We start from the raw sequence: 25,352 nt of genomic DNA on the forward strand, positions 1-25,352 counted from the left end.
CATCACGGCACATCCGGCGGAGCTGTCCGCATCTCGGCGGTGATCGCCCACCGCTCGTGATCCCGCCAGGCCCCGTCGATGAAGAGCATGCCCGGCGAGAAGCCCTCCAGGCGGAACCCGCAGGCGCGGGCGAGGGCGATCGAGGCCGTGTTGGCCGGCTGGACGTTGATCTCCAGCCGGTGCAGCCGCATCGGCCCGAAGGCGTGCCCCACGACCAGGTCGAGTCCCTCCCGCATCAGGCCGCGCCCGGCGGCGTGGGCGAAGGCGCCGTAGCCGAGGGCCCCGCACTGGAAGGCGCCCTGGACGATGTTGTTGATGTTGATGTACCCGGCGATGCCCCCGCCGTCGTCCTTCGCGCAGACCAGGAACCCGGCCTTGCTCGGATCCTCGATCAGCCTCCCGGCATAGGCGGAGTACGCCGCGGCGCCGTCCGGCGGGAAGAGCCACGGGTGGTGCAGTTCCTTGCTCTCCCGGACCCGGGCCGTGAACTCCGCGCTGTCCTCGTAGGTGAAGTGACGTATGCCCACGCGGGGGCCTTCGGCGAGATAGCGGGTCGCGGGGTGCGGCATGGCGCCAGCCTACGACGACCCGCTATCGACGCCGGCCCATGAAGTACGCCCCGACCAGCGCGCCGATGACCCCCATGGCGAGCAGCGCCAGCCACAGCGGCATCGTCACCAGGGGCACCAGCAGGCGGATCTCGGTCTCGCGGGTGTTCTCGAAGATGAAGACCAGGGCGAGGCCGAGCAGCACCAGCACGGTGATCCCCTTGGGGGTCAGCGCCCGGCGCCGGCCGCCTTGTGTCCCGCCCGCCTTCCTGCCACTCTGCGACGACGTCTTCGCGGTCATATGACCAGGATGCTCCCGGCAACGCGATCACGCACGGTGAGCGACCCCGCGGAGCGCTCAGCCGACCACCGGCAGCCGGATCACCCCTGTGTCGCCGGGCGCGCTGACGACGGTCACCGGCTTGATCCCCCGGTTCCCGAAGTACGCGTCGTCACTCCCAGCGATCACGAACCGCAGCCGGTGCCCCTTCTCGTACCGGTGCACGATCCCCGGCAGGGTCACGGTGAAGCTCTTCGTGACGTCGGGCACGCGGACCGGTGCGACGAGCCGGTGCACCAGCGTCTTCGTGCCGTCGGGCGCGATGTCGTACAGCTTGGCGAACAGGACGAGCTTGTCGGCGGCGTCCCCGGAGTTCTGGGTCCGTTCGGCCTTCGGGGAGACGACCTTGAGGGTGGCCCGGGGCGCGCCGACGACATCGGTGGTGCGCGCGAGCGGCTCGCTGGTCCAGCCGAGATGGGTGCCCTGGGTGTCGTACGGCGCCGGGTCCGGGATGCCGATGGCGCCGGCGAGTGAGCTCTCGGAGTGGCTGGTGGGGACGAGCCAGTTGGTGTACGTCCGGCTGCCGCGGGCCACCTTGCGGCGGTTGTCGACCAGCTTGCCGTCGCCGGAGAGGTACAGCGTCCGGCTGAGCGCGGGGACCCGGCCGGCTGTGGCGTAGGTGCCGTTCGGGTCGGTGATCCAGTCGCGGTAGTAGGCGAAGGCGGGTCCGGTGTCGACGTGCTTCTTCCCCAGGTAGCGGTCGAACCAGGCGAGGATGCGCCGGCCGACGTAACTGGTCTCCAAGTTGCCCTGGCCGAGGTTGAGTTCACCGGCGGCCGGGTCGGTGATTCCGCCGCTGTGGCCCCAGGACTGCCAGATCATCTTCGTCGGCGTCCCCTGGGCTTTGAGCGTCTTGTACGTCGCCGTCGCCTCGTTGAGGTTGAAGAGGCTGTCGGCCTGGCCCTGGACGAGGAGGGTGGGTGTCTTGACGCGGTTCAGGTACGTCACCGGCGACACGCTGCGCGCGTAGGCGAGGAGCTCGGCGGTCTGCTTCGCCGGGTAGCGGCCGGAGTTGAGGGTGCGGACGGTGTCGCAGGCCTTGGTGACGAAGTGCAGGCAGGCGAGGGAGTTGATGCGGGAGGGGTCGAGGCTCGGCTGGAGCAGGGGCTGGCCCTCGCCTATGAGGTAGAAGCCGTTGGCCCACTGCCATTTGAAGGCGCCGGGCACGCTGCCGCCGGATGTCGCGTTGTTCGGGTCGAGGGAGTAGGCGAGGTCGTTCCAGGTGATCATCGGCACCAGCGCGTCGAGGCGCTGGTCGACGGCGGCCGTGGCGAGCTGGATGGCGCCGCCGTAGGAGCCGCCCAGCATGCCGACGCGCGGGTCGCCCGGGGCGTCGAGGGTGATGAAGTCGGCCTTCGTGCCGTCGTCGGCGGCGCGGGTGCCACCCAGGAAGTCGATCAGCCGTGCGGCGGCGACGCCGTCGATGGTGGGGTCGTCGAGGGAGATCAGACAGCCCGTCCTGCCGAAGCCGAGCCCGGAGTAGACGAGGGAGACATAGCCGCGCTGGGCGAAGGCCTTGCCGATGGCGTCGGTCGAGCCGTCGGACTTGCTGCCGCCGAAGCCGTTGGTGGCGAGGACGGCGGGTGCGGGGTGGGCGGGGTCCACGCCCGTGGGCCGGTACAGGTCGGCGTCGACGGTGCAGGCGCGGTCGCCTGCCTGGACGGTGAACTTCAGGGCGGTGACGGTGAACTGGCCGGTCGCGGCCGCCGCTGGAGCGGTGAGCGCGAGGGGGACGGTGAGCGTGGCGCCGAGAACGAGAGCGAGTGGGGTTCGGGATCTGGGCACACGACGGGACACGGAGACCTCCACACGGAAGCACGTTGGAGACTGCCCTGTTTACCAACCAGTAAGTACTGGCCGGTTGTCATGGTGTGACACGTGTCAGGCGGGGTCAATCACCGGGAAGAGGGTTTCTTGACGGAGATTCAGTGGAGAGCCGTCAGCGCAGGGCCGGCTCATCAAGGGTCAACTCCCCCGCTTCTGCGTCGAGTTCGCCGCTCATCCCGAAGGGGATCGTCAGCGCGCCTCCGCAGTGCCCGAAGCCGAACTCCTCCACCACCGGCACACCGAGGCCGCCGAGCCGGTCCAGGAGGACCGGACGCACCGTGTCGTACGGTCCGCACCCCACCCAGGACCCGAGCGCGATCCCGGCGACCCCGTCGAGCCATCCCGTGCGCAGGAGCTGGGTCAGCATCCGGTCGATGCGGTACGGCTGCTCTCCGATGTCCTCCAGCAGAACCAGCCCGCCTCGCGCACCGGTCGGCGCGTGCGGCGTGCCGAGATCGGAGGCGAGCATGCTCAGACAGCCGCCGAGGGTGATGCCACGGGCCCGTCCGGGAACCATGGCCGTGCCGCCGGAGGGGATCACGCGGACCGTCTCCGGTTGGAAGAGCGTGGCCTTCAGATGCTCCTGCGCCCGGGCGTTCTTGACGAAGTCGACGCCGGCCGCCGCCGGTCCGTGCAGAGTGACCAGGTCCAGCCGGGTGGCGAAGGCCTGGTGCAGCACGGTGATGTCGCTGAACCCGACGAACACCTTCGGCCCGGCCGCCCGCATCCCCGCCCAGTCGAGGAGGTCGACCATGCGCTGGGCCCCGTAACCGCCCCGGGCGCACAGCACGGCGTCCACTGACGGATCGCACCAGGCGCGCTGGAGATCGGCGGCGCGGTCCGCGTCCGTCCCCGCGAGGTAGTCGAACTCGCCGTGCCGGTCCAGCACATGGGGCGCCACCACCGGGTCGAGGTCCCAGCCGCGCAGCACGTCGAGCCCGGCCTCCAGCCGCTCCTCGCTGACGGGTCCGCTGGGCGCGACGACGGCCACGCGGGCGCCGGGGGCGAGTCGGGGCGGCCGTACCCGGGGCCGCACGGGACTTCCAGAACACCCCCTGGTCACTTGGCGAGCTCCAGCGTCGGGATCCCGGGCGGGTTCAGCCCGAAGGCCTGGGCGTACAGGGAGAGTTCGGACTCCAGGACGCGGATCGTCGTCTCCGCCCGCCGGAAGCCGTGGCCCTCACCCTCGAAGGCGATGTAGGCGTGGGGCACCCGGCGACCCTCCATACGGGCGAGGAACCGCTCGCACTGGGCGGGCGGGCAGATCACGTCGTCCAGGCCCTGGAGCAGCAGGAACGGCACGGTGAGACGGTGGGCGTGCGCGGCGGGCGAGCGCTCCGCGTAGCGCGCCGGTACCTCGGCGAGGGGGCCGACCAGCGACTCCAGGTACTGCGACTCGAAGTCATGGGTCTCCCCGGTGCCCCAGCCGGCCAGGTCGAGGATGGGGTAGAGGATCGTGCCGCAGGCGTAGACGTCGGTGGCGGTGAGCGACGCCGCCGCGGTCCAGCCGCCCGCGCTGCCGCCCCGGATGGCGAGCCGGTCCCGGTCGGCGGTGCCCTCGTCGGCGAGGGCGAGCGCGACGGCCGCGCAGTCCTCGACGTCGACCACGCCCCATTGCTCGCGCAGCCGGTTGCGGTAGGCCCTGCCGTACCCGGTGGAGCCGCCGTAGTTGACCTCGGCGATCCCGATGCCGCGCGAGGTGAAGTAGGCGATGGCCAGGTCGAGGACGAGGGGCGCCCGGTCGGTGGGGCCGCCGTGCGCCCAGACGACGTAGGGCGGCGGAGTGTCGGCGGGGGCGACGCAGCCGGGGTTGTGGGGCGGGTAGACGTGCGCGTGGATGTCGTGTCCGGCGGGGCCGGTGAAGGTGCGGATCTGTGGCTCGGGGTAGTAGGCGGGGTCCACGGCGTCGTCGTGCTGGGCGCCGATGACCCGGGAATGGCCGGTGCGCGTGTCGAGCTCGATCACCTCGTAGGCGCTGCGCGGGCTGGCGCCGACGGCGATCACCCGCTCGCCGTGCACGGCGAGGGTGGGCGCGAACTCGGTCCAGGGGCCTGCCGAGTCGACGATCTCGCCGGTCTCGGGGTCCAGGATCCCGAGGGCGGTCGCCCCACGGCCGTGCACCACGGCGATCAACCCGCTCTCCAGGGGGGCGAACCAGCGCAGGCCGAACCTCCACAGCGGTCCGCCGAACTCCTCCTCGCGCCGGCACAGGGGTGCGCCGTCGCGGTGGAGGTTCCACCAGCCGCCGCGGTCGCTCGAGTACAGCAGCCGGCCGTCGGCCGACCAGTCGACCTGGGCGATCGACTCATCAGAGCCACCGGCGACGGTCCGCGGGCCGCCGAACGTGCCGTCGGCTGCGACCTCGGCGACCAGCAGTTCCGTGCCGTCCCACGGCATCCGCGGATGGTCCCAGGCGAGCCACGCCGCACGCCGCCCGTCCGGCGAGAGCCGTGCACCGGTGACGAACCGGTGCCGCTCGTCGGCGAGTTCGCGTACGGCGTCCCGGTCCTCGGCCGCCGAGCCGTCCAGCGGTACGGCGGCCAGGACGCGCCGTACGTCCGTCGGCCCCTCCCCCGTGAACTCCTCCAGGACGCACCACACTTCACCGAGTTCCAGCCGCACCTGCGGCTCCGCCCAGCGCAGTCCACCGCCCACGTCGGACACGGGAGTGAGCGGACGCGGCTCGCCGCCCTCCTCGTACCGGTAGAGCCGCTGGTCCGCGAAATCGACGAACACGACGAGCGGCCGGCCGTCGACCACCACGCCCGCCCAGGGCTGTCCGCCGTACTCGACGACCCGGCTGCGCACGTTCCACGGGGAGGGCAGCACGGACTCCTCCATACCGTCGGCCCGTCGCCGCACCAGGGTGCGCCGGCCGCCCTCCGTGGGCCGTGGCTCGGTCCACCACGCCTCGTCGCCGACGAAGCCCACCCACTCGGGGTGCCCGTCGCGCGTGGCGGCGAGGGCCGCGTCGATGGGCGAGGGCCAGGAACCGTACGCCAGCGTCCGCACTGTCTCCCCCACCTCGCCTAGGCCGTCCGCAGGAAGCGGTCGAGGACACGGACGCCGAAGTGCAGCGCCTCGACCGGCACACGTTCGTCGACACCGTGGAACATCGCCCCGTAGTCGTAGCCCTCCGGCAGCTTCAGCGGCGAGAAGCCGTACCCGGTGATGCCGAGCCGCGAGAACTGCTTGGCGTCCGTGCCGCCGGGCATGCAGTACGGCACCACGTGCCCCTCCGGCGCGAACTCCTCGACGGCGGCGCGCATCTTGGCGTACGTCGGTGAGTCAACCGGCGACTGGAGAGCCCCCGGCGACTGGAGGGCCACCTCGCGATGGTGGAACTCCCATTCCACGTCGGGCCCGGTGAGTTCGTCGAGGGTGGCGCGGAACTCGTCCTCCATGCCGGGGAGATAGCGGCCGTCGACGTAGGCCACCGCCTCCCCCGGGATCACGTTGACCTTGTAACCGGCATCCAGCATCGTCGGGTTGGCGCTGTTGCGGACGGTCGCCTCGACGAGCCGGGCCGCCGGGCCGAGCTTCTCCAGCAGTCCGTCCACGTCGTCCAGGTCGGCCTCCAGGCCGTACAGCGCGGCGAGTTCGGTGAGGGCAGCGCGGACCGTCGGGGTCAGCCGGAGCGGCCACTCGTGTGCGCCGATTCGGGTGACGGCGGCGGCGAGGCGGGTGACCGCGTTCTCCCGGTTGGGCTGGGAGCCGTGCGCGGCCCTCCCGCGTGCCGTGAGCTTGACCCAGCCGGTGCCCCGCTCCCCCGCCGCGATCGGGTAGATCTGCCGTCCGCTGCCGTCGTGGAACGTGAAGGCGCCGGACTCGCTGAAGCCCTCGGTGCAGCCTTGGAAGAGGCCCGCGTGCTGATCGGCGAGGAACCCGGAGCCGTCCTCGGCGCTCGCCTCCTCGTCGGCGGTGAACGCGATCACGACGTCCCGGCGGGGCCGTACGCCCTGGCGGGCCCAGGCCCGGACGACGGCCAGGATCATCGCGTCCATGTTCTTCATGTCGACCGCGCCCCGGCCCCAGACCACGCCGTCGCGGATCTCCCCGGAGAAGGGGTGCACGCTCCACTCGGCGGCCTGGGCGGGCACCACGTCCAGATGACCGTGGACGAGCAGCGCGTCCGCCGACGGGTCGGTGCCCTCGAAGCGGGCGACGACGTTCGTACGGCCCTTCGTGCGCTCCAGCATCGTGGGCTCGAGGCCCGCCTCGGCGAGCCGCGCTGCGGCGTACTCGGCGGCGGGGCGCTCCTGGCAGTCGCCGCCGCCCCGGTTGGTCGTGTCGATCCGGATGAGGTCGGAGGTGAACGTCACGACCTCGTCGAGTGCCTGCTGGTCAGCCATACTGCTCCTCCACCGCGGCCGAGACGATCGTGGTGACCGCCTTGAAGGTACGGATTCCCTCGTACATGCGCTCGCTGGTGTACGCCACCTTCCGCTCGCCGACACGTTCGACGCCGGGGACGACGGTGGCCGCCATCGCGAGGTGCTCGGCGTCGAACTCCAGGGCGACGGTGAACGGCCCGTCGCTCACCGGTGCCCGGCGGACCGCCAGCGCGGCCGCCTCCTTGGCCGCCGCGCGGATGTCGGTGGCGGTCCTTGCGGGCGTCCGGCACACGGCGGCGTACCGCGAGACATGGTCCTTGACGGCGACCTTCAGCGCCTCGGGCGCGTACCCGAGCGCGTCCTCGCAGGCCACGTCGTCCCCGGTGACGAGCACGACGGGCACGCCGTACTCGGCGACGACATACGCGTTCAGCAGCCCCTCGCTCGCCCGTACGTCGTTCAGCCACACCCCGGTGATGGAGTTGGCGAGATACGTGTGCGCGAGGACGCCCTCCATGCCGGCGCCCGCGTGGTAGCCGACGAAGGCGATGCCGTCCACGTCGCCGTGCTGCACGCCCTCGACCATGGACAGCGTCTTGTGCCGGCCGGTGAGCATCTCCGCCCGCTCGTCGAGCCGTTCGAGCAGCAGGTTGCGCATCGTCCAGTGGGCCTCGTTGATGACGACCTCGTCGGCGCCGCCGTCGAAGAACCCCAGCACGGCGGCGTTGACGTCCGAGGTGAACATCCCCCGGCACCGCTCCCACTGCGGCGTCCCGGGCAGCACGTCGGCCGGCCAGGTCACGCCGGTGGCGCCCTCCATGTCGGCACTGATCAGGATCTTCATGAGGCTTCACGTTACGCGTCGGTGCGGGAACTTCCTACGAGTCGGATCGGCCCCGCCCGACCCTCTTCCCGGTGCGCTCCCGTCGCCCGTGCCCGCCTTCACCGCCAGCTGGTGTCGCCGCTGATCGGGGACAGGGAGGGCCGTGTCTGGACCTTCGCCTCCGAGAAGCCGTACTTGTTGAAGACAGTACGGTCCGTGATCGGGCGGTAGCCGTACCACGCGTCCCAGAGGTAGGCCCGCGAGCTGCCGCTCACCCTGGCCAGGAACCCGTTGGCCAACTCGCGGGCCTCGTCCCACGCACAGTCCGCGAAGACACGGTCGCTGACGACGGCGACGCCGTTCCAGTCGTCCCAGAGGTTGAAGTAGACGGTCGCGTCGGGGACGTAGTACAGACGATTGCCGGGGCCGACCAGGTAGACGCGGTCGTGGTGGGGCGTCTTGAAGCGCTGTCCCGGGACCGGGCAGACGGTGTTCGTGGTGGACGCCGGGGACGAGGAGCCGTCCTGTGCCGGTTCCGACGACCGGTCGTCGACCGTCGACACCAGGGCCGGTCCGACGGCTTCGGGTGAGGACGCGCGGTCGCAGTGCGGCCAGTCGCCGAACCCTTTCGTGCGGCTCCACAGGCGGTGGGCGGCCTGAATGTTCCACTCCGGGTCCATCGCGTCGCGCGGTGTGCCGCCGAGTTTCCGCAGCACGGCATCCGAGATCTGGAAGACGCCCCAGTTCCGGGTGCCGTTGGTGTTCGGCACGATGTGGAACGGGTCGAGGGACGACTGACAGTCGGCGAGCGCGACCGCGTCGTCGGGCGCTTCGCGGAACACCTTGCGGACCCGCTGCCGCACCTTCCCGGGCGGCCAGGTCTCCATCCGGCTCTTCGGCGCGTAGAGCGCCTTCTTCGTCTCCTCGCCGACCACACCGTCGGCGTCGATGCGCGACAGTGCCTGGAAGGCGGTCACCCGACGCAGTGTCTGCGGGCCGAAATCGCCGTCGACGTCCATCTCGGCCCCGGCTCGGGCCAGCAGCCGCTGCACCTCCCGTACGCAGGCGCCGCGCTGCCCGAGACGCACCGGCCCGGCGCACTCCGCCGAGAACAGCGGGCGTTTGTCGCTGTCGGCGGTTCCGCCATCGGATCCGGTTCCCGTTCCGGAGACGGCCGCGATGCCCCATGCCGTGGCTCCCAGCGCCAGGACGAGCACGAGGACTACGAGGGCAGGTGAGGTGGCGGGGTGCCGGCGTGTGCGCGGGGCTGGTTCGGCCTCCTGGGTCGGCGTCGGGGTTGTTTCCGGCTCAAGGTCCGGGGCTGGGGCTGGGGCTGGTTCCGGAACCGCGTCCGAGTCCGCATCCGTGTTCGTGTCCGTATCGGTGTCCGTGTCCGTGTCCGTGTCCACGCCACGGTCAGGCTCCCGAGCAGCGTCCGCCAGTGCCCAGAGCCGGTGTAATCGGCGCAGTTCCTCCGGTGACGCCCCGCAGGCCGTGGCGAACCGGTGGGCCGATCCGTAGTCCTGTGGGACATGCGAGCCGGAGCAGTAGCGGTGCAGGCTGGACCTGCCTATTCCGGTCCTGCGGGCCAGCGCCTCATAGCTGAGGTCCGCCCGTTCCTTGAGCGCCCGTAGACAGGCCGCGAACTCGTCGAACTCCACGGGCTGCGATCCCATTTCGGTCTTCCCCCTCGGCGCACACCGTCGTACCACGCCGTCCCACTGTCCCACCGGTGTCCCAGCGGGCCGACTGAAGTGCGAGGCCACCACACGTTTCCGCGTCCCAGCATCCCACCGGGCGGTGATCCGTTGCCAGGCGCCGAAACGCCCTGCCAGCGTCGGCGTGGCCACAACCGGCACGACAACACGACCAAGGAGAAACCGTCATGAGGACCAAAATCGCCTCCGCGCTGGCAACCGTGGGGCTCGCCGCCGCGACGCTGACCGCTCTGCCGGGCGCCGCGCACGCCAACCCCGAGTGGTATGCGTCGCCGGCCGCCGCGCCGTCGACGCGGGTCCAGGCGGCGCCGGACGGCAAGCTGCACGTGTGGCAGAACCAGAAGAAGGGCGGCCTGCACTGCGCGTGGTCCGGCAACGTCGGCAACTGGGACACCTGCGGCGGCATGCGCAACGAGGCGAGCTCCGTCTGGAACAACGGCCGTACGCACGACGTCTGGCTCTACTATGGTCCCGGCCAGACCGGTGCCCACTTCTGCCTCAACAAGGGCGTGTACCTGGAGAACATCGTCCACCACTACTTCCCGCACAATGGCGCGGGAGGCGGTCAGTCCCTGAACGACAACATCGCCTCCCACAAGTGGGTCGCCAACTGCTGAGCCGTTTCACCTGATCACTCGGCCGCCGCTTCCCACGAAACGGCGGCCGAGTGGCCCGTGTTGCCGCTGACACCTCCGCTTTCTGTCAACTAACCTTCGGCCACGCAGAGTTGGCTGCCGGCATGGGGGAGCAAGGATGCCGAGAAGGACCAGTACGCCAGGCATACGTGCCACGACACTGCTCGCCGCAGCCCGCGCGCGACTGCGCCCGACGGGCAACCATGTCACCGGCTACCTGGCGGTCTGCGCGGCCGGCACGCTCATCGGCACCTCGCTCGCCGTCGGAGCGGGCACGTCCGGCACCCGGCCCGAACTCGCCGACATCGGCGCCTGGCTGGCGGGGGGCACGAAGGGCGAGGTCGTGCATGCGCACGGGCTGACCGGCGAGGTGGACGGCAAGGCCGCGCTGCCGGCCGGGATGGCGGGCCACCCGGTCTCGGTCGCGCAGGACGGCAGGACCACGCTGGTGCTGGACGAACGGACCGGCAGGGTCGTCCGGATCGATGCCGCACAGCTCACCGCCGCCCAGTCGGCGGACTACGGTGCGGCGGGGCTTCAACTCGTCTCCGGCGGTGCGTACGCGTATGTCGTCGACCCCGCGCGGGGCACCGTCCAGCTGATCGACCCGGCGAAGACGACAGCCGAGAGTCCGCCCGTGCCGCTGGACGGGAAGCCGGGCGCCGCCGTGGTGGACGGGGAGGGCACGCTGTGGGTGCCACTGCCGGACTCCGGCACGGTGGTGCCGTTCGTCGAGGGCCTGAAAGGCACGGCCGTCAAGGTGGCCGACGCGGGCCACGATCTGACGCTGACCGTGGCCGGCGGCCGTCCCGTGGTGACCGACGGGACCGCCGCCACGACGAAGGTGCTGTCGACCTCGGGTGTGCGGGGCGCCTTCGACCTCGGCGACGCGTTCGCCGTGGCGGATCCGGCGGACGTCCTGGTGCCCGCGGGCACCGACGGCTCCGCGGTACCGGTGCTGGCCGCCGGCACCGGGGATCTGGTCGTGGTGGACGTCCACAGCAGACACACCCTGCGCGTCCGCGTACCGACGGAAGGCCAGGTGCTGGGAGCACCCCAACTGCTCGGCGAGCGGGTCTACATACCGGACGAGTCCACCGGCAGGCTGCTGGTGTACGACACCGCCCTGTCCGCCCTCGCCGAACCGATACGGATCGCCGATGGACCCGGTGAGCTCGAACTCTTCGTACAGGACGGCCTGTTGTGGGTGAACGACCCGGACGGCGCCGCAGCCGCGGTGATCGACGCCGACGGCGAGGTCAGGCGGATCAGCAAGTACGGGACCAAGGCCCCGTCGGCGCGCGAGCCCGGGGACGAGCCGGTCGAGGACGGCGTCCCGACGGGCGCCCCGGTCGCGCAGGTTCCGCCGCCTGCGGACGTCCCGGGCACGACGGCTCCGGTGTCGGGCGCCCCCTCCGACGGTGCCTCCGGTGGCCCGTCCGGAGGAGCGTCCGGTCCGCCCGGGCCGACACAGCCGGCACCCGAGCCCGGGGCGCCGGGGGCACCGCAGGCGGAGTCGCGGTCGGGTGCCATCCGCATCACCTTCGCCAAGGCGTTGGGTGCGACGCCGCAGCGCTATGTCCTCAAGGGGGCGGCGCAGGGCCAGACCGTCACCCCGGACGCGGTCGGCCCCGACGGCCCGTTCGTCTTCGAGGTGAGCGGCGGGTCGTGCGAGAAGCAGTACAGCTTCACGGTGGTCGCGCAGTACGGCGGGGGCAGGCCGGACAAGGAGTCGGCGCCGTCGGCACTGGCAAGGCCGTGTGTCGCGCCGGGGGCGCCGCGGGAGCTCGCCTTCACCCCTGCACAGGGCGGACACGGCGGCACGGTGACCTGGCAGGCGCCGCAGGGGACGAACGGCTCGGTGAGGTACACGATCAACGGGCCCGGCGGGACGGCTGAGACCATCGAGCACAGTCACACCTACGGCGGCCTGCGGAACGGCATCGTCCGCGGGGTGGCGGTGATGGCTACCAACGCGGCCGGATCGGGTCCAGCGGCATCCGGGTGGATCGACCTGACCCCGCCCGCTCAGCGGATGAACATCGTGAACAACCTGCCCAACGGGCGCGATCTCGGGATCCGTAACAAGCCCCACAGCACGGTGGGTGGCCGTGCGGGGAGCATCCCCGCCGGGGAGAACCCCGAGGTCACGGTCCACTGCAATATGAGGGGCGAAGAAATCACGATCGACGAGAAGACAACCGACGTCTGGGCCCGCCTCACCTACTACGACCCCCTCATAGACAAGAACATCACCGGATACGTCACTGACCTATTCGTGGAGACCCGCTCCAACCTCGACGTCTGGGAATGCGAATGACCCCTCCCCCCACCGACAGCGACGGCCTCGCCCGCGCAGCGCAGTGCTTCCACGCCCTCGCCGACAACGTCGAGCGCGTCGTCAAAGGCAAGCGCGACACCATCGAACTGGCCCTGACCTGCCTCTTCTCCGAAGGGCACCTGCTCGTCGAGGACGTCCCCGGCACCGGCAAGACCACCCTCGCCCGCTGTCTGGCCGCCTCCATCGAGGCCGACTTCGCGCGCGTGCAGTTCACGCCGGACCTGCTGCCCTCCGACATCACCGGCGTCACGGTCTACCGGCAGAACACCGGCGCCTTCGAGTTCCTCCCCGGCCCGGTCTTCGCCAACATCGTGCTCGGCGACGAGATCAACCGCGCCTCCCCCAAGACGCAGTCCGCGCTGCTGGAGGTGATGGAGGAGCGCCGCGTCACCGCCGACGGCACCACGCACCCGGTGCCCCGCCCGTTCATGGTGCTCGCGACCCAGAACTCGGTGGACATGGGCGGCACTTACCCGCTGCCGGAAGCCCAACTCGACCGCTTCCTGATGCGGATCACCGTCGGCTACCCCGATCACGCCTCCGAGGTCGCCGTCCTCAAGGGGGCAGACACGGATGCCACCCCGGAGTCGCTGACCCCCGTCACCACCGCCAAGGAGATCGCGGAGTTCATAGGGGCCGCCGCCGAGGTACAGGTGGCCGACGCGCTGTACGACTACCTGGTACGGGTGGTGGCGGCGACCCGTTCCCTTCCCGACGTACGCCTCGGTGCCTCGCCACGCGGCTCCGTCGCCCTCCTGCGCGCGATGCGGGTCCGGGCGGCCTCGCAGTCCCGGCCGTACGCGTTCCCGGAGGACGTGAAGGCGCTGGCGGGGCCGGTCCTGGCGCACCGGCTGATCCTCACGCCGGAGGCCGAGCTCAGCGGCCGCACCGGCACGGACGTGATCGAAGAGGTGCTGGCCACGGTGGAGTTGAACAGCGGGGCACGCCTCTGATGCTGTCGGGCACCGGGTGGGGCACGCTGGCCGGGGGCGCCGTACTGACCGGCGTCGGCTATGGGCTCGGGTACGGCGAGTTCGCGGCGCTCGGCGTGACCTGTCTGCTCGCGGTCGCGCTCGCCGTCCTGTGGGCGCTGCCCGCACCCCGGCTGGGCGCCGAGCGGAAGATCGAGCCGGGCCGGGTGAGCCGGGGCGATCCCGCCGAGGGCGTCGTCACCCTCGCGAACACGGGGGGACGTACGCGACGGGGCCTGCGCGCCGTCGACCGGTGCGGTGACCGGGACATCCCCGTCGACGTACCGGCGCTGCGGCCGGGCGCGGCCCACGAGCTGCGGTACGCGCTGCCCACCGCCCGCCGCGGCCGTGTGCCGGTGGGCCCGCTGCGGCTGGAACGCACCGACCCGCTCGGGCTCGCCCGCCGTAAGCGTCCGTACGGTGCCGAGGACACGCTGCTCGTACGGCCCCGGATCTGCCCGCTGCCCGTGCTGCCGTCGGGGCAGGCGCACCATGTGGAGGGGCCGGCCTCCGACGCCGCCGACGACGGCTCGCTGACCTTCCACGCGCTGCGCGAGTACGTGCTCGGCGACGACCTGCGCCGCGTCCACTGGCGGTCGACGGCCCGCACCGGAACGCTGATGGTCCGCCAGATGGTCGACGTGTCGCTCCCGCACACCACCCTCGTGCTCGACGGCCGCCACCGTGCCTACATCTCGGAGGACGATTTCGAACTGGCCGTGGACTGCGCGGCCTCCGTCGCGTACGCGGCGGCCCGCTCCCACTTCCCCGTGCACCTGGTCGGCGAGGCGGGGCCGCTGCTGCACACCGACGGCTCGGGCGACGACGGCGAGGCGCTGCTGGACGCGCTGGCCGTGGTGCGCCGCTCGGACCTGACGTCCGTGGCAGCCGCCTTCGACGGACTGGGCAGCGGCCACGGGAACAACGGGACGCTGGTCGTCGTCACCGGCACGGGCGACACCCGAGGGCTCGGCGCCGTCGACGGGGTACGGGGCCGCTTCGACCGGGTGACGGTGGTCCGCGCCGGCGCCGACGCGCAGACCACGCGCGGCGGGTCTGGCTCTGGCCCTGGCCCTGGCCCTGGCGCCGGCGCCGGCCCTGTCTCCGACCTGCCGCAGTTGCGCGTCGCCTCGCTGGACGAGCTGCTCGCCGGATGGCGCCGGGAGGCCGTGCGATGAGCGCCACGGCCCCGGTGGCCGCCCCGTCGCTCCAGGGCGACGTACCCGCACGGACCGGCGGCATCGCCGGTGAGCCGGACCGGGCGCGGCGGCTGTGGTCGCTGGTGCCCGTGGCCGCGCTGTCCGGCGCCTCGGGGTGCGGCTTCGCCCGGGTCTTCCCGCCGTCCGAGCTGCTTCCGGTGCTGGCGGTGGCCGTGTTCGCCCCGCTCGCACTGTCGGCGGTGCTGTCGGGCCTGCTCCGTCGCCGCCCCGCCCGCGAGGGGCGCGCGAGCCGACCCACCCTGCCGCTGTGGCCGGCCGCGCTGCTGACCCTCGTCGCCTGGGCCGGCGTCGTCAGCGCGACCCTCTTCCACGAGGTGAGCGACGGTCTGCCGGGCGCAGCCGCACTGCGCGCCACGTGGTCAGCGCTCCTCGACGCACCGCACGCGCTGCTCACCACCATCCTGCCCGCGCCCGGCGAGCCCGAACTGCTGGTGCTGCCGCACGCCGTCGTCTGGACGGCCACCGCCGTCGCCGCTGAACTCGCCCTGCGGACCCGCGCGCCGCTGCTTCCCGCCGTCCCCGCGGTCCTCGCCTTCGGCTTCCCGCTGGTACTCGGCGCGGACGGGCCGGGATCGTCGTACCCGGCGGCGGGCGCGCTGGCCGGGGCCGCCGCGCTGCTGGTGCTGGTGCGTTCCCGAGTCCGGCTTCCGCTGCGCGCCATGGCGCTCCGGCTGCCGGCCGTGGCCGCGCTCGGCGGCGTCGCGGCACTGCTGGGCCCGCTCCTTCCCGGTCTCGGCTCCCCCTACGACCTACGGAAGACGGTCACACCACCGACCGAACGGCCGCAGTCCATCAGCCCGTTGGACCAGGTCGCGGCCTGGCTGCGCAACGGCGACGAGAAGGTCTTCACCGTACGGACCTCGGGTGCGACCCCCGGGAACTACCGGCTGGCGGTCCTCGACCGGTACGACGGGACGACCTGGAGCAGCAACGCCGGGCTGACCCGTACCGGTGGCCGGGTGCCGGAGGAGAAAGGCACCGATCCGGACGGAGCGGGCCGGACCAAGACGCTCGAACAGCATGTCACCGTACAGTCGTTGCCCGGCATCTGGCTCCCCGCCGCCGACCGGCCCTCATCCGTGACCACGCCCGAAGGGACCTCCCTGTCCGTCGACCCGGACAGCGGGGTGCTCTCCACGGGGGCGGCCGTCCGGCACGGCTTCACCTACACCGCGATCTCCCGTCTCCCCGAGTACGACGCCGACCGGCTGCGGTACGCGGCGGCCGCCCACGACCCGGCACGCGTGAAGCTCCCCGCCGTCGACGCGGCCGGGCAACCGATCCCCTCCGTACGGTCCTTCAGGAACATCGCCGTACAGGTCACCCGGGGCACGACCCACCCCTATCAGCGGGCCGTACGCCTGGCCGACTGGCTGCGCGCCAACTACCGGCTCGACCCCGAGGCGCTGCCCGGGCACACCTACCGGAGCCTGGAGTTCTTCCTGGCGGACGGCGGAGGGGGCACGTCCGAGCAGTTCGCCGCCTCGTTCGCGGTCCTGGCCCGCACCCTCGGCCTGCCCACCCGGGTGGCCGTGGGCTTCCGCCCGGGTACGCGGACCGGTTCCGGCACCTGGCAGGTACGGGGACGGGACGTGCTGGCCTGGCCGGAGGTGAAGTTCGCCGGGGTCGGCTGGGTGCCGTTCCATCCGACGCCCGGCGAGGCCGCTCAGGGCGGCTCCGGAGCCGCGTCGGCGGCGGAGCCCGAGGAACGTCAGCATGCGGACCGGGAGGGCACCGAGCCGACGCCGTCGTCGACGCCCCCGCGCAAACCGGCCGAGGCGGCCCCCGCCACCGGGGGCGCGTCCGGCACCGGTATGCCGCCCCTGTGGCTCACCGTCCCGCTCGCGCTGCTCCTGCTCGCCACGGCCTATGTGCTGTACGCGCTGTGGCTGCCGTACAACAGGCGCAGCAGACGGCGCAACGGCCCGGACGCGCGGCACAGGGTCCTCGGGGCCTGGCAGCAGATCGTCGAACGCCTCACGGAGATCGGCCTTCCCGCCACGGGAGCGCACACGGCGCAGGAGATCGCCGCGTTCGGCGCGGAGCACGTGGGCGGCACCGCGGGCCGGCGCCTGCCGGACCTGGCCACCCTGGTCAACGAGGTCGAGTACGCGGGCCGCAGACCCGACAGCGCGGCCGCCGACTCCGCGTGGGCGGACTGCGACGCGCTCGAGGAGACCGTCCGGCACCGCATCCCGCGCCGCACCCGCCTGCTCCGCCACCTGCGCTCCGCGGCCCCTCGCCGACGTCGCCCGGGGGCCGGCCTCCCGAGATAGAGGTGTACGCGCGGCGGCCTGTCGCGTAGCGCCGCGCGCCCCCTTCACGCGCCCGGGCGCGCTTGTCAGCCACCCTGTCCGGGCACTACTGTCACCACGCCTTGGTGAACGGGAAACCCGGTGTGATGCCGGTGCGGCCCTCGCCACTGTGAATCGGGAAGTCCGGCTCCGGCCCTCACGGGCAGCCACTGGGTTCTTCGGGACCCGGGAAGGCGGAGCACGGGCGGTGGTACCCGTAAGCCAGGAGACCGGCCAGGGCGCGTCAACCATCCACGAGGTGCTGGAGAGGGTCTGCTGAGCCATGCACATAGCCGAGGGTTTCCTGCCTCCGGCGCACGCGGTCGCCTGGGGCGTCGCGTCTGCGCCCTTCGTCGTCCACGGCGTCCGTTCACTCACCCGTGAGGTCAAGGAGCATCCGGAGAGCACGCTGCTCCTCGGCGCCTCCGGGGCCTTCACGTTCGTTCTGTCCGCGCTGAAACTGCCCTCGGTGACCGGCAGTTGCTCGCATCCCACGGGCACCGGTCTGGGCGCCATCCTGTTCCGGCCGCCGATCATGGCGGTGCTGGGCACGATCACCCTGCTCTTCCAGGCGCTGCTGCTCGCGCACGGCGGTCTGACCACGCTCGGCGCCAACGTCTTCTCGATGGCGATCGTCGGCCCCTGGGCGGGGTACGCGATCTACAAGCTGCTGCGGCGGTACGACGTGCCGCTGATGGTCGCCGTCTTCTTCGGTGCCTTCCTCGCCGACCTGTCCACCTACTGCGTGACCAGCATCCAGCTGGCGCTGGCCTTCCCCGACCCGAGCAGCGGATTCCTCGGCGCGCTCGGCAAGTTCGGTTCCATCTTCGCCGTCACCCAGATCCCCCTCGCGGTGAGCGAGGGACTGCTCACGGTGCTCGTGATGCGGCTGCTGGTGCAGTCCAGCAAGGGCGAACTGACCCGGCTGGGCGTCCTCCTGACCAAGAAGCGGTCCCGGACCGAGACCGAGGCGGTGGCCCGATGAGCAGGAACACGAAGATCAACATCCTGCTGCTGGTCGTCGTGGCCGCCCTCGCCGTACTGCCGCTGGCCCTCGGCCTCGGCGACCACAAGGAGGAGCCGTTCACGGGCGCCGACGGCGAGGCGGAGACTGCGATCACCGAGATCCAGCCGGACTACGAACCATGGTTCTCCCCGCTGTACGAACCGCCGTCCGGTGAGATCGAGTCGGCCCTGTTCTCCCTCCAAGCGGCCCTCGGGGCCGGGGTCCTCGCCTACTACTTCGGCCTGCGCCGGGGACGGCGGCAGGGCGAGGAGCGGGCGCTGGAGCGGGTCGGCGGCGCCGAGAGCGCGGCCGGCGCGACCGCCGAGGAGTCCCCGGCCGAGAGGTCCTGACCTCTCGTGCTGCCGATCGACGCGGCGGCGCACAGCAGTCGCTGGCGCCGCCGTCACCCCGTGGACAAGGCCGTGCTCGGACTCGGCCTCACCGTGCTCGCGATCTCGCTGCCGCCCTGGCCGGGCGCCGCACTGGTCCTGGCCACCTCCCTCGCCGTACTGCTGGGTCCGGCGGGCGTGCCCGCGCGGCGGCTGTGGCGGGCCTACCGTGTGCCGCTCGGCTTCTGTGTGACCGGCGCGCTCACCCTGCTCGTCCAGGTCGGCGGGCCGGACGGCTTCGTGTCCCTCGCCGACGAGGGCCCGCTGCGCGCCGGGGAGTTGCTGCTGCGTACCTCGGCCGCCTCGCTGGGCGTGCTGCTGTTCGCCTTCACCACGCCGATGTCCGATCTGCTGCCCCGCCTGGTGAAGGCCGGGGTGCCCGCGCCAGTCGTCGACGTCGCCCTGGTGACGTACCGGATGAGCTTCCTGCTCCTGGACTCCGTGCGCCGTATCCGGGAGGCCCAGGCCGCCCGGCTCGGGCACACCGGCCGGGCCGCGGAGTGGCGGTCGCTGGCCGGGCTCGGGGCCACCGCCTTCGTGCGGGCCTTCGACCGGGCCACCCGGCTCCAGGCCGGGCTCGCCGGGCGCGGCTACGACGGCACGCTGCGCGTCCTGGTGCCCGAGGCCCGGGTCTCCGTCCGCTTCACGGCCGCGAGTTGCGGGCTCCTCGCAGCGCTGGCCGCCCTCACCCTCGTACTGGAAAGGGCCCTGCCATGAGCGAGCCCACCGCCCTGGTCGCCCTGCGGGGCGTGTCCTACGCCTACGAGGACGGCCCCGTCGTCCTCAGCGGCCTCGACTTCGACGTCCGCGAGGGGCGCGCGCTGGCGCTGCTCGGCCGCAACGGCAGCGGCAAGACCACGCTGATGCGGCTGCTCAGCGGTGGACTGCGTCCGGACGACGGCCGGTTGACCGTGGCGGGTACCCCGGTCACTTACGACCGCAAGGGCCTGACCCGGCTGCGGACGACCGTGCAGCTGGTGGTGCAGGATCCTGACGACCAGCTGTTCGCCGCGTCCGTCGCCCAGGACGTCTCCTTCGGCCCGCTGAACCTGGGCCTGCCCGACGCCGAGGTGCGGGCACGGGTCGACGAGGCGCTCACCGCCCTGGACATCACCGCGCTGGCCGACCGGCCCACGCATCTGCTGTCGTACGGGCAGCGCAAGCGCACGGCCATCGCGGGCGCCGTCGCGATGCGGCCCCGCGTGCTGATCCTCGACGAGCCGACCGCCGGGCTGGACCCCGACGGTCAGGAGCGTCTCTTGGCCACCCTCGACGGGCTCCGCGCGAGCGGCACCACGGTGGTGATGGCCACTCATGACGTCGACCTGGCCCTGCGCTGGGCGGACGACGCGGCCCTGCTGACCCCGGGCGGCGTCCGCACAGGAGCGGCGCCCGCCATGCTGGCCCGCACCGATCTCCTCCAGCAGGCCGGGCTGCGCCTGCCCTGGGGCGTCGCGGCGGCCCAGTTCCTGCGCGCGCACGGCCTGCTGGACGACGCGTCGCCGGGCCCGCGCGACGCGGAGGCACTGGCGGCCCTGGCCACGGCACCGAGCCCGGCCGAAGGCTGACTTGTGCGCGCGTTGGGCACACGGGTGATACATCCCGCGAGCACACACCAAAGGCGGGGCGGTCCCCACGGTTCGCTGTTTCATGAGGTCACGTACGACCGAAGTGAGGCAGCATGGCCGACGCCACGGAGGACACCCACCCGCCCGGAGGGCTGAAGGCCAACGCGATCGGGTTCGTCGACGCCCTCGTCATCGGGCTCAACTCCACCTCGCCCGCGTACTCGCTGGCCGCGGCGATCGGCCCGGTGGTGGCGCTCGTCGGTGTCCACGCCCCCGGCGTCATGCTCGCCTCGTTCGTCCCGATGCTGCTGATCGCGTCGGCGTTCTACTACCTCAACCGGGTCGACCAGGACTGCGGGACGACGTTCTCGTGGGTCACCCGGGCGATGGGCCCGTGGGCGGGCTGGCTCGGCGGCTGGGCCATCACGCTGACCGGGGTCCTGGTGGTCGGCTCGCTCGCGGACGTCGCGGTGACGTTCGCCCTGCTCGCGTTCGGCCTCGAAGGCTGGGTCGACGACGAGTTGCTGCGCGAGACGCTGACGGTGCTGCTCATCCTGGTGATGACGGCCGTGTGCGTCATCGGCACGGAGGTGTCGGCCAAGGTGCAGAACGTACTGATCCTCGCGCAGGTCGCCTGTCTGCTCGTGTTCGCCGTGGTGGCGATCTACCGGGTCTACGCCGACACCGGTTCGCTCGACTCCGTCGATCCGGCGTTCGGCTGGCTGGATCCCTTCGGAGCCGGTGGCGCCGAACTGACGGCGAGTCTGCTGCTGGGCGTGTTCATCTACTGGGGCTGGGAATCTGCGGTGAACCTCACCGAGGAGGTGGAGAACTCCGCGACCGCTCCCGGCAGGGCGGCCGTGTGGTCGACGGTCGTCCTGCTGGTGACGTATGTGTCGGTCGCCTACGCGGTCGTGGCCTACGCCGGCCCGGCGTACCTGGCCGAGAACGCGCAGGAGGAGGAGTTCATCTTCGCGCTGCTCGCCGACGAGGTCATGGGCGCCTGGGACTGGGTCGTACTGCTGGCGGTCTCGACCTCCGCCCTCGCGTCGACGCAGACGACGATCATCCCCGCCTCGCGCACCGCGCTGTCCATGGCACGCCGGCACGCGCTGCCGGCGTACTTCGGGCACATCCACGCCCGCTTCCGCACGCCGGACGTGAGTACTTGGTGGGTCGCGGCCATCGCCATCGCCTGGTACGTCGCGGTGCGCCAGATCAGCCAGAACGCGCTGTTCGACTCGCTGACCGCGCTGTCGCTGCTGATCGCGTTCTACTACGCGCTCACGGGCGTCGCCTGCGCGGTCTACTACCGCCGCCATCTCACCGAGAGCCCGCACCACTTCCTGCTCATCGGCCTCGGCCCGCTGGTCGGCGCCGGGCTGCTGGTCTGGCTGCTGGTCGAGTCGATCGGCGACATGTCCGACCCCGCGAACTCCTACAGCGGCGTCTCCTGGTTCGGGCTCGGCCCGCCGCTGGTCATCGGCATCGGCATCACCCTCGCGGGTGTGGTCCTCATGGTCGTGTGGCGCCTGAGGGCACCGGCCTTCTGGGCGGAGCGCCCGGAGGTGGCCGACCCCGCCCGCGTACACGGCGACGCGCCGACCGAACCGTGAGGCCCTGCGCGGCAACGCACCCCGGCCTCCAAGTCCACCACCCGACGGTCCATGCCGGCCGGCGTTTGGCCGGGCCCGCACCAGGGACTCGCTGGTGATCGGTGTGAACGGCTTGTCCAGACCGGCTCCCTTGCCCGCGTCCACCGTTCCCGCGGCCTCGACGACCCAGGCCCAGCGTGAACACGGTCTGTGCGCGAGGCCTCCTGCACTGTCACCGGGCGGCGCGCCTTCGAGCGGGAGCCGTCAACTGACCCACACATACGGCTAGTTGGCGGTCCGGCCCGCCACCGTCCACTTCGACGGCAGTTCGATCCGCGTGCCGTCGGGCCCGTACTCCGTGGTGACCAGCGGCAGTTCGCCGCTGGCGAGAACGGTGAGCCCGGCGGCGCGCAAATACTCGGGCACCGTCTCGTCGGCCACCTCGCCCGGGGCGATGCCGTGCCGGAAGATGGGGGCGAGTTTGGGCGGCGGCCCCGACGGGCTCTGCGCGAGGCCCATGAGGACGGGCTTGGCGGCCTCGGAGAGTTCGACGAGGAAGACCCGGCCGCGCTCGCCGACCAGCGTGGCGATCCCGTCCACCATCAGCTGCCGGTCGTCGGGCTCGGCCTGGTGCAGCACGCCCCGCATATAGACGTTGGCATCGCCGAGTTCGGCGTGCAGCGTCTCTGCCTCGGTCTTCTCCACGGCGTCGAACAGCCGGTACGTGGCCTGTCCCGCGGGGTCGGCGCGGCGGGCGTGGTCGAGGGCCGCGGCGGACAGGTCGGCGCCGACCAGACGCGGGAAGCGCTCGGCGAGGAAACGGGTCTGGGTGCCGTTGCCGCAGCCCAGGTCCACCATGGCCAGGCCCGGATCGGTCAGGTGCGCCTCGAAGAGGGCCAGATGGCGGCCGGCGGTCAGCACCGGCTCCGCGTCCCAGAACACCGCCCCCGGCTCCTCGGAGGCTTCACGCCAGAAGCCCTCCCAGGCCTCCCGGTATCGACTCGTCACGCTCATGACCGACTCCCCAGATTGCGATGCCGACCCGTCGTGAAGTGACGGGCGAGTACGGTTTATCGCGGCCTGGTTTCGGCCACAAGCGCGCGGCACATACCTTCACTGCGCATTCGAGACTCTTTACGCCGTCGTACGCCCTTTGAGGCCGTCGTGTCAGCGGCGCGGGAGCGTGAGCTCGAACCAGACGGCCTTGCCGGTGCTCGTACGGCTCGTGCCCCACTCGCGGGCGAGCACGCTCACCACGCGCAGCCCGCGCCCGGACTCGTCGGCGGGCCCGGCGTTGAGCAGGGTCGGCAGGTCGTGGTCGTCGTCGTCCACCTCGCACAGCAGCGTGTCGCCGCGGACGAGGCGCAGTTCGACGGGGCGGCGGTGGGAGTGCAGCAGGGCGTTGGTGACGAGTTCGCTGACCATCAGCTCGGCGCTGTCGGCCAGCCTCTCCAGGCCCCAGTCGTGCAGCTGTTCCCGGACGACGGCGCGGGCCCGGCCGACCTCCTCCGGGTCGAGGGCGAGCCGCCATTCGGCGACGTCCTGCGGTTCGATGCCATTGAGCCGGGCCATCAGCAGGGCCACGTCGTCCTTGCGGCCGCCGCGTGTGTTGAGGGCGCGGATGATGGTGTCGCAGGCGTCGTCCATGGACGCGGCCGGGTGGGCGGCGGACTCGCAGAGGGTGGCGAGGCCGACACCGATGTCCTCGCCGCGCACCTCGACGAGTCCGTCGGTGCACATCACGATCCGGTCGCCGGGCGCCACGCGCACGCGTACCGCCTCGAACGGCACCCCACCGACGCCGATCGGCGCGCCCGTGGGCAGGTCGAGCAGCTCGCTGTGTCCGCCGTCGGCGCGGACCAGGACGGGCGGGATGTGACCGGCGTTGGCGATGTGGAGTTCGCCCGCGATGGGGTCGTAGACGGCGTAGAGGCAGGTCGCGAGGTAGGTGTCGCCGAGGCGCTGGGCGAGGTCGTCGAGGTTGCGCAGCAGCCGGGCGGGTGGCAGGTCCAGGGCGGCCATGGTCTGCACGGCCGTACGCAACTGGCCCATCATGGCCGCCGAGTTGAGGCCGTGTCCCATGACGTCGCCGACGACGAGGGCGGTGCGGGCGCCGGGCAGTTTCACGGAGTCGAACCAGTCGCCGCCGACGCGGCCGAGGAGGGTCCCCGGCAGATAGCGGGTGGCGATGTCGCAGCCCGCCATGCGCGGCGGGATGTGCGGCAGCATGCTGTCCTGGAGGGTCTCGGCGACGCTCTCCTGGTACGTGTACATGCGCGCGTTGTCGAGCACGAGGCCCGCGCGGGCGGCGAGTTCGGCGCCGGTGACACGGTCCATGTCGTTGAAGACGGGCCGCTCCGGGTGGCGCAGCAGGATCATGAAGCCGAGGACGACGTCGCGGGCCTTGAGGGGCACGACCAGCATGGAGCGGCCCGTGATGAGCGGCCGGATGTCGCGCTTCTCGAACTGCGAGGCGATGGCATGGCCCATCTGCTCGCTGATGCGGGGCACGAGCACCGGATCGCCGGTGGTCATGCACTGGAAGAACGGCGTGTGCGCGGGAAAGGGCATGGCCTCGCCGACCGGCACGACGTCGTCCCAGCGGCCGGGTTCGTCGGTGTGCTCCAGGGCGACCCGGTGCCACATGGTGGTCGTGTCCGGCACGCCCTCGGGGAATCCCTCGCCCGCGACTACCTGTTCGCGCAGATAGGTGCCGGCGACATCGGTGAAGCGGGGCACGACGGCCTTGCTGACCTCGACGATGGTCCGCGACAGGTCGAGGGAGGTGCCGATGCGGCCGCTGACCTCGTTGAGGAACTCCAGCCGTTCGCGTACGGCCGCGTATTCGAGGTCCTCTCCTTCGTCAGGGTCGTCCTGCGCCGCCGGAAGGCCTTGCGCGGCGGCTCTGGCGGCCCGCTCCCGGCGGGCCCTGCGCTCCACGCGCCGGGGCACGCCCCAGTCGGGGGTGACGGGGACCCGGTCGTTCTGGCTGAACTCCAGGACCGGGTAGCCGAGTTCGAGGATCTGCCCGACGATGCGGGCGCCTTCGTCGACGCTCATGCTGGGCAGGATCTCGGGGAGCCTGCGGGCGAGTTCCTCGGCGCCGGGGAAGTCGGTGTGCAGGGCGAACCCGGGGGCGACACGCTCGTATCCGGTGGGGTCGTCGTGGTCCTGGGCGTCCTGCTGGAGCCGTCCCACGTCGGCTCCGAGCACGAGCAGCCGCTCCGGGCCGGGTCCCACCAGCGGGTAGGCCCACCACAGCACGTCGACACGGTCTCTCCCCCACCCTTCGGGCGGGGGGACCCCCCTCTCGCTTCGCTCGGGCACGGTGAGGCGGGCGCGGCCCGCCGCCGGGTAGTACAGCCGCCCGTCGAGGGACGATTCGAGATCGTGGCCGAGACCGTCGTAGGCCGCGTAGGCGCCGTACGGCGAGACGTCGTCGTCCTCGGGCAGCGCTCCGGAGACGGGCAGCAGGTCGACGGCCGGGTAGCCGATCGCCTCCTCCTTGGAGGCGCCGAACAGACGGCGTGCGCCGGAGCTCCAGTGCGAGACGAGACCCTCGCGGTCGACCACGACCACGGCCAGCGGGATGCGTCCGGACGCGGCTTGTTCCGCCACCGCGCCGTCCGTCTCGGTGCCACGGTTCATGCCCAAGGCCCTCTCTCCCCAAGGCTCCGCAAGATCTGCGCGCCCACACCACCGTACGGCTCCGGGCCGAGGTGATGTGCCGCAACACCGGAATT

20 protein-coding genes and 1 riboswitch are annotated in these 25,352 nt (G+C 72.1%); of the genes, 10 read left to right on the forward strand and 10 right to left on the reverse strand.

Features of this window, described 5'->3' with window-relative positions:
• Positions 1–2: 2 nt before the first annotated feature.
• The 8 genes from KUM44_RS28830 to KUM44_RS28865 all read right to left on the reverse strand — a co-directional run bounded on the left by KUM44_RS28830 (position 3) and on the right by KUM44_RS28865 (position 9,548).
• Positions 3–569: a GNAT family N-acetyltransferase gene (locus KUM44_RS28830; protein ID WP_217212539.1), complete on the reverse strand. Its 567-nt coding sequence runs from the start codon at positions 567–569 to the stop codon at positions 3–5.
• Positions 570–591: 22 nt separating this feature from the next.
• The gene (locus KUM44_RS28835) at positions 592–849 is read right to left on the reverse strand and encodes a DUF1049 domain-containing protein (protein ID WP_217212541.1); all 258 of its coding nucleotides are present in this window, start codon (positions 847–849) and stop codon (positions 592–594) included.
• Between the two features lie 57 nt (positions 850–906).
• On the reverse strand, positions 907–2,685 hold the full coding sequence (locus tag KUM44_RS28840; RefSeq protein WP_217212543.1) for a CocE/NonD family hydrolase: 1,779 nt from the start codon (positions 2,683–2,685) through the stop codon (positions 907–909).
• Between the two features lie 142 nt (positions 2,686–2,827).
• Positions 2,828–3,751 (reverse strand): LD-carboxypeptidase, encoded by a 924-nt coding sequence (locus tag KUM44_RS28845; protein ID WP_217212545.1) that lies wholly within the window; start codon positions 3,749–3,751, stop codon positions 2,828–2,830.
• Positions 3,752–3,774: 23 nt separating this feature from the next.
• Positions 3,775–5,739: an LpqB family beta-propeller domain-containing protein gene (locus KUM44_RS28850; protein ID WP_217212547.1), complete on the reverse strand. Its 1,965-nt coding sequence runs from the start codon at positions 5,737–5,739 to the stop codon at positions 3,775–3,777.
• A gap of 5 nt (positions 5,740–5,744) precedes the next feature.
• Entirely contained in the window at positions 5,745–7,067 is a 1,323-nt protein-coding gene (locus tag KUM44_RS28855) for a M20/M25/M40 family metallo-hydrolase (RefSeq protein WP_217212549.1), read from the reverse strand.
• Positions 7,060–7,893 (reverse strand): M55 family metallopeptidase, encoded by an 834-nt coding sequence (locus tag KUM44_RS28860; RefSeq protein WP_217212551.1) that lies wholly within the window; start codon positions 7,891–7,893, stop codon positions 7,060–7,062. The genes KUM44_RS28855 and KUM44_RS28860 overlap by 8 nt, the downstream gene beginning before the upstream one ends.
• Before the next feature lie 98 nt (positions 7,894–7,991).
• Entirely contained in the window at positions 7,992–9,548 is a 1,557-nt protein-coding gene (locus tag KUM44_RS28865; RefSeq protein ID WP_217212553.1) for a helix-turn-helix domain-containing protein, read from the reverse strand.
• Positions 9,549–9,757: 209 nt separating this feature from the next.
• Between KUM44_RS28865 and KUM44_RS28870 the strand changes: the two genes are divergently transcribed.
• From KUM44_RS28870 to KUM44_RS28915, 10 genes are all read left to right on the forward strand, one after another.
• Entirely contained in the window at positions 9,758–10,207 is a 450-nt protein-coding gene (locus KUM44_RS28870) for a peptidase inhibitor family I36 protein (RefSeq protein ID WP_217212555.1), read from the forward strand.
• A gap of 136 nt (positions 10,208–10,343) precedes the next feature.
• Entirely contained in the window at positions 10,344–12,545 is a 2,202-nt protein-coding gene (locus KUM44_RS28875; protein ID WP_217212557.1) for a hypothetical protein, read from the forward strand.
• Positions 12,542–13,519: a MoxR family ATPase gene (locus KUM44_RS28880; RefSeq protein WP_254390256.1), complete on the forward strand. Its 978-nt coding sequence runs from the start codon at positions 12,542–12,544 to the stop codon at positions 13,517–13,519. The genes KUM44_RS28875 and KUM44_RS28880 overlap by 4 nt, the downstream gene beginning before the upstream one ends.
• The gene (locus KUM44_RS28885) at positions 13,519–14,715 is read left to right on the forward strand and encodes a DUF58 domain-containing protein (protein WP_217212561.1); all 1,197 of its coding nucleotides are present in this window, start codon (positions 13,519–13,521) and stop codon (positions 14,713–14,715) included. Before KUM44_RS28880 ends, KUM44_RS28885 begins: the two co-directional genes overlap by 1 nt.
• Positions 14,712–17,033, forward strand: coding sequence for a transglutaminase domain-containing protein (locus tag KUM44_RS28890; protein ID WP_217212563.1), 2,322 nt, complete (start codon positions 14,712–14,714; stop codon positions 17,031–17,033). Before KUM44_RS28885 ends, KUM44_RS28890 begins: the two co-directional genes overlap by 4 nt.
• 63 nt (positions 17,034–17,096) lie before the next feature.
• Positions 17,097–17,305: riboswitch (cobalamin riboswitch) on the forward strand.
• 29 nt (positions 17,306–17,334) lie between these two features.
• Positions 17,335–18,036: an energy-coupling factor ABC transporter permease gene (locus tag KUM44_RS28895; RefSeq protein ID WP_217212565.1), complete on the forward strand. Its 702-nt coding sequence runs from the start codon at positions 17,335–17,337 to the stop codon at positions 18,034–18,036.
• A complete protein-coding gene (locus tag KUM44_RS28900) occupies positions 18,033–18,407 on the forward strand; it encodes an energy-coupling factor ABC transporter substrate-binding protein (protein ID WP_217212566.1) in 375 nt (124 codons plus the stop codon). Before KUM44_RS28895 ends, KUM44_RS28900 begins: the two co-directional genes overlap by 4 nt.
• 6 nt (positions 18,408–18,413) lie before the next feature.
• On the forward strand, positions 18,414–19,163 hold the full coding sequence (cbiQ, locus tag KUM44_RS28905) for a cobalt ECF transporter T component CbiQ (RefSeq protein WP_217212569.1): 750 nt from the start codon (positions 18,414–18,416) through the stop codon (positions 19,161–19,163).
• A complete protein-coding gene (locus KUM44_RS28910; protein WP_217212571.1) occupies positions 19,160–20,014 on the forward strand; it encodes an energy-coupling factor ABC transporter ATP-binding protein in 855 nt (284 codons plus the stop codon). Before cbiQ ends, KUM44_RS28910 begins: the two co-directional genes overlap by 4 nt.
• 113 nt (positions 20,015–20,127) lie before the next feature.
• The gene (locus tag KUM44_RS28915; protein WP_217212573.1) at positions 20,128–21,630 is read left to right on the forward strand and encodes an APC family permease; all 1,503 of its coding nucleotides are present in this window, start codon (positions 20,128–20,130) and stop codon (positions 21,628–21,630) included.
• Between the two features lie 264 nt (positions 21,631–21,894).
• On the opposite strand, the gene KUM44_RS28920 is transcribed toward KUM44_RS28915, so the two are convergent.
• Together KUM44_RS28920 and KUM44_RS28925 are read right to left on the reverse strand one after the other, a co-directional pair.
• The gene (locus KUM44_RS28920) at positions 21,895–22,623 is read right to left on the reverse strand and encodes a class I SAM-dependent methyltransferase (RefSeq protein WP_217212575.1); all 729 of its coding nucleotides are present in this window, start codon (positions 22,621–22,623) and stop codon (positions 21,895–21,897) included.
• Positions 22,624–22,776: 153 nt separating this feature from the next.
• Positions 22,777–25,257, reverse strand: a complete 2,481-nt coding sequence (locus KUM44_RS28925; RefSeq protein WP_217212577.1) for a SpoIIE family protein phosphatase — start codon at positions 25,255–25,257, stop codon at positions 22,777–22,779.
• Between the last annotated feature and the right edge of the window lie 95 nt (positions 25,258–25,352).

The sequence above is a fragment of the Streptomyces sp. AC550_RSS872 genome, from assembly GCF_019049285.1.
GTDB lineage: Bacteria > Actinomycetota > Actinomycetes > Streptomycetales > Streptomycetaceae > Streptomyces.

Bases quoted from the DNA above. Each gene is read 5' to 3' on its own strand.
- KUM44_RS28830 (WP_217212539.1), bottom strand. From the start codon at position 569: ATGCCGCACCCCGCGACCCGCTATCTCGCCGAAGGCCCCCGCGTGGGC.
- KUM44_RS28835 (WP_217212541.1), bottom strand. From the start codon at position 849: ATGACCGCGAAGACGTCGTCGCAGAGTGGCAGGAAGGCGGGCGGGACA.
- KUM44_RS28855 (WP_217212549.1), bottom strand. From the start codon at position 7,067: ATGGCTGACCAGCAGGCACTCGACGAGGTCGTGACGTTCACCTCCGAC.
- KUM44_RS28860 (WP_217212551.1), bottom strand. From the start codon at position 7,893: ATGAAGATCCTGATCAGTGCCGACATGGAGGGCGCCACCGGCGTGACC.
- KUM44_RS28865 (WP_217212553.1), bottom strand. From the start codon at position 9,548: ATGGGATCGCAGCCCGTGGAGTTCGACGAGTTCGCGGCCTGTCTACGG.
- KUM44_RS28870 (WP_217212555.1), top strand. From the start codon at position 9,758: ATGAGGACCAAAATCGCCTCCGCGCTGGCAACCGTGGGGCTCGCCGCC.
- KUM44_RS28875 (WP_217212557.1), top strand. From the start codon at position 10,344: ATGCCGAGAAGGACCAGTACGCCAGGCATACGTGCCACGACACTGCTC.
- KUM44_RS28880 (WP_254390256.1), top strand. From the start codon at position 12,542: ATGACCCCTCCCCCCACCGACAGCGACGGCCTCGCCCGCGCAGCGCAG.
- KUM44_RS28885 (WP_217212561.1), top strand. From the start codon at position 13,519: ATGCTGTCGGGCACCGGGTGGGGCACGCTGGCCGGGGGCGCCGTACTG.
- KUM44_RS28890 (WP_217212563.1), top strand. From the start codon at position 14,712: ATGAGCGCCACGGCCCCGGTGGCCGCCCCGTCGCTCCAGGGCGACGTA.
- KUM44_RS28895 (WP_217212565.1), top strand. From the start codon at position 17,335: ATGCACATAGCCGAGGGTTTCCTGCCTCCGGCGCACGCGGTCGCCTGG.
- KUM44_RS28900 (WP_217212566.1), top strand. From the start codon at position 18,033: ATGAGCAGGAACACGAAGATCAACATCCTGCTGCTGGTCGTCGTGGCC.
- KUM44_RS28910 (WP_217212571.1), top strand. From the start codon at position 19,160: ATGAGCGAGCCCACCGCCCTGGTCGCCCTGCGGGGCGTGTCCTACGCC.
- KUM44_RS28915 (WP_217212573.1), top strand. From the start codon at position 20,128: ATGGCCGACGCCACGGAGGACACCCACCCGCCCGGAGGGCTGAAGGCC.
- KUM44_RS28920 (WP_217212575.1), bottom strand. From the start codon at position 22,623: ATGAGCGTGACGAGTCGATACCGGGAGGCCTGGGAGGGCTTCTGGCGT.
- KUM44_RS28925 (WP_217212577.1), bottom strand. From the start codon at position 25,257: ATGAACCGTGGCACCGAGACGGACGGCGCGGTGGCGGAACAAGCCGCG.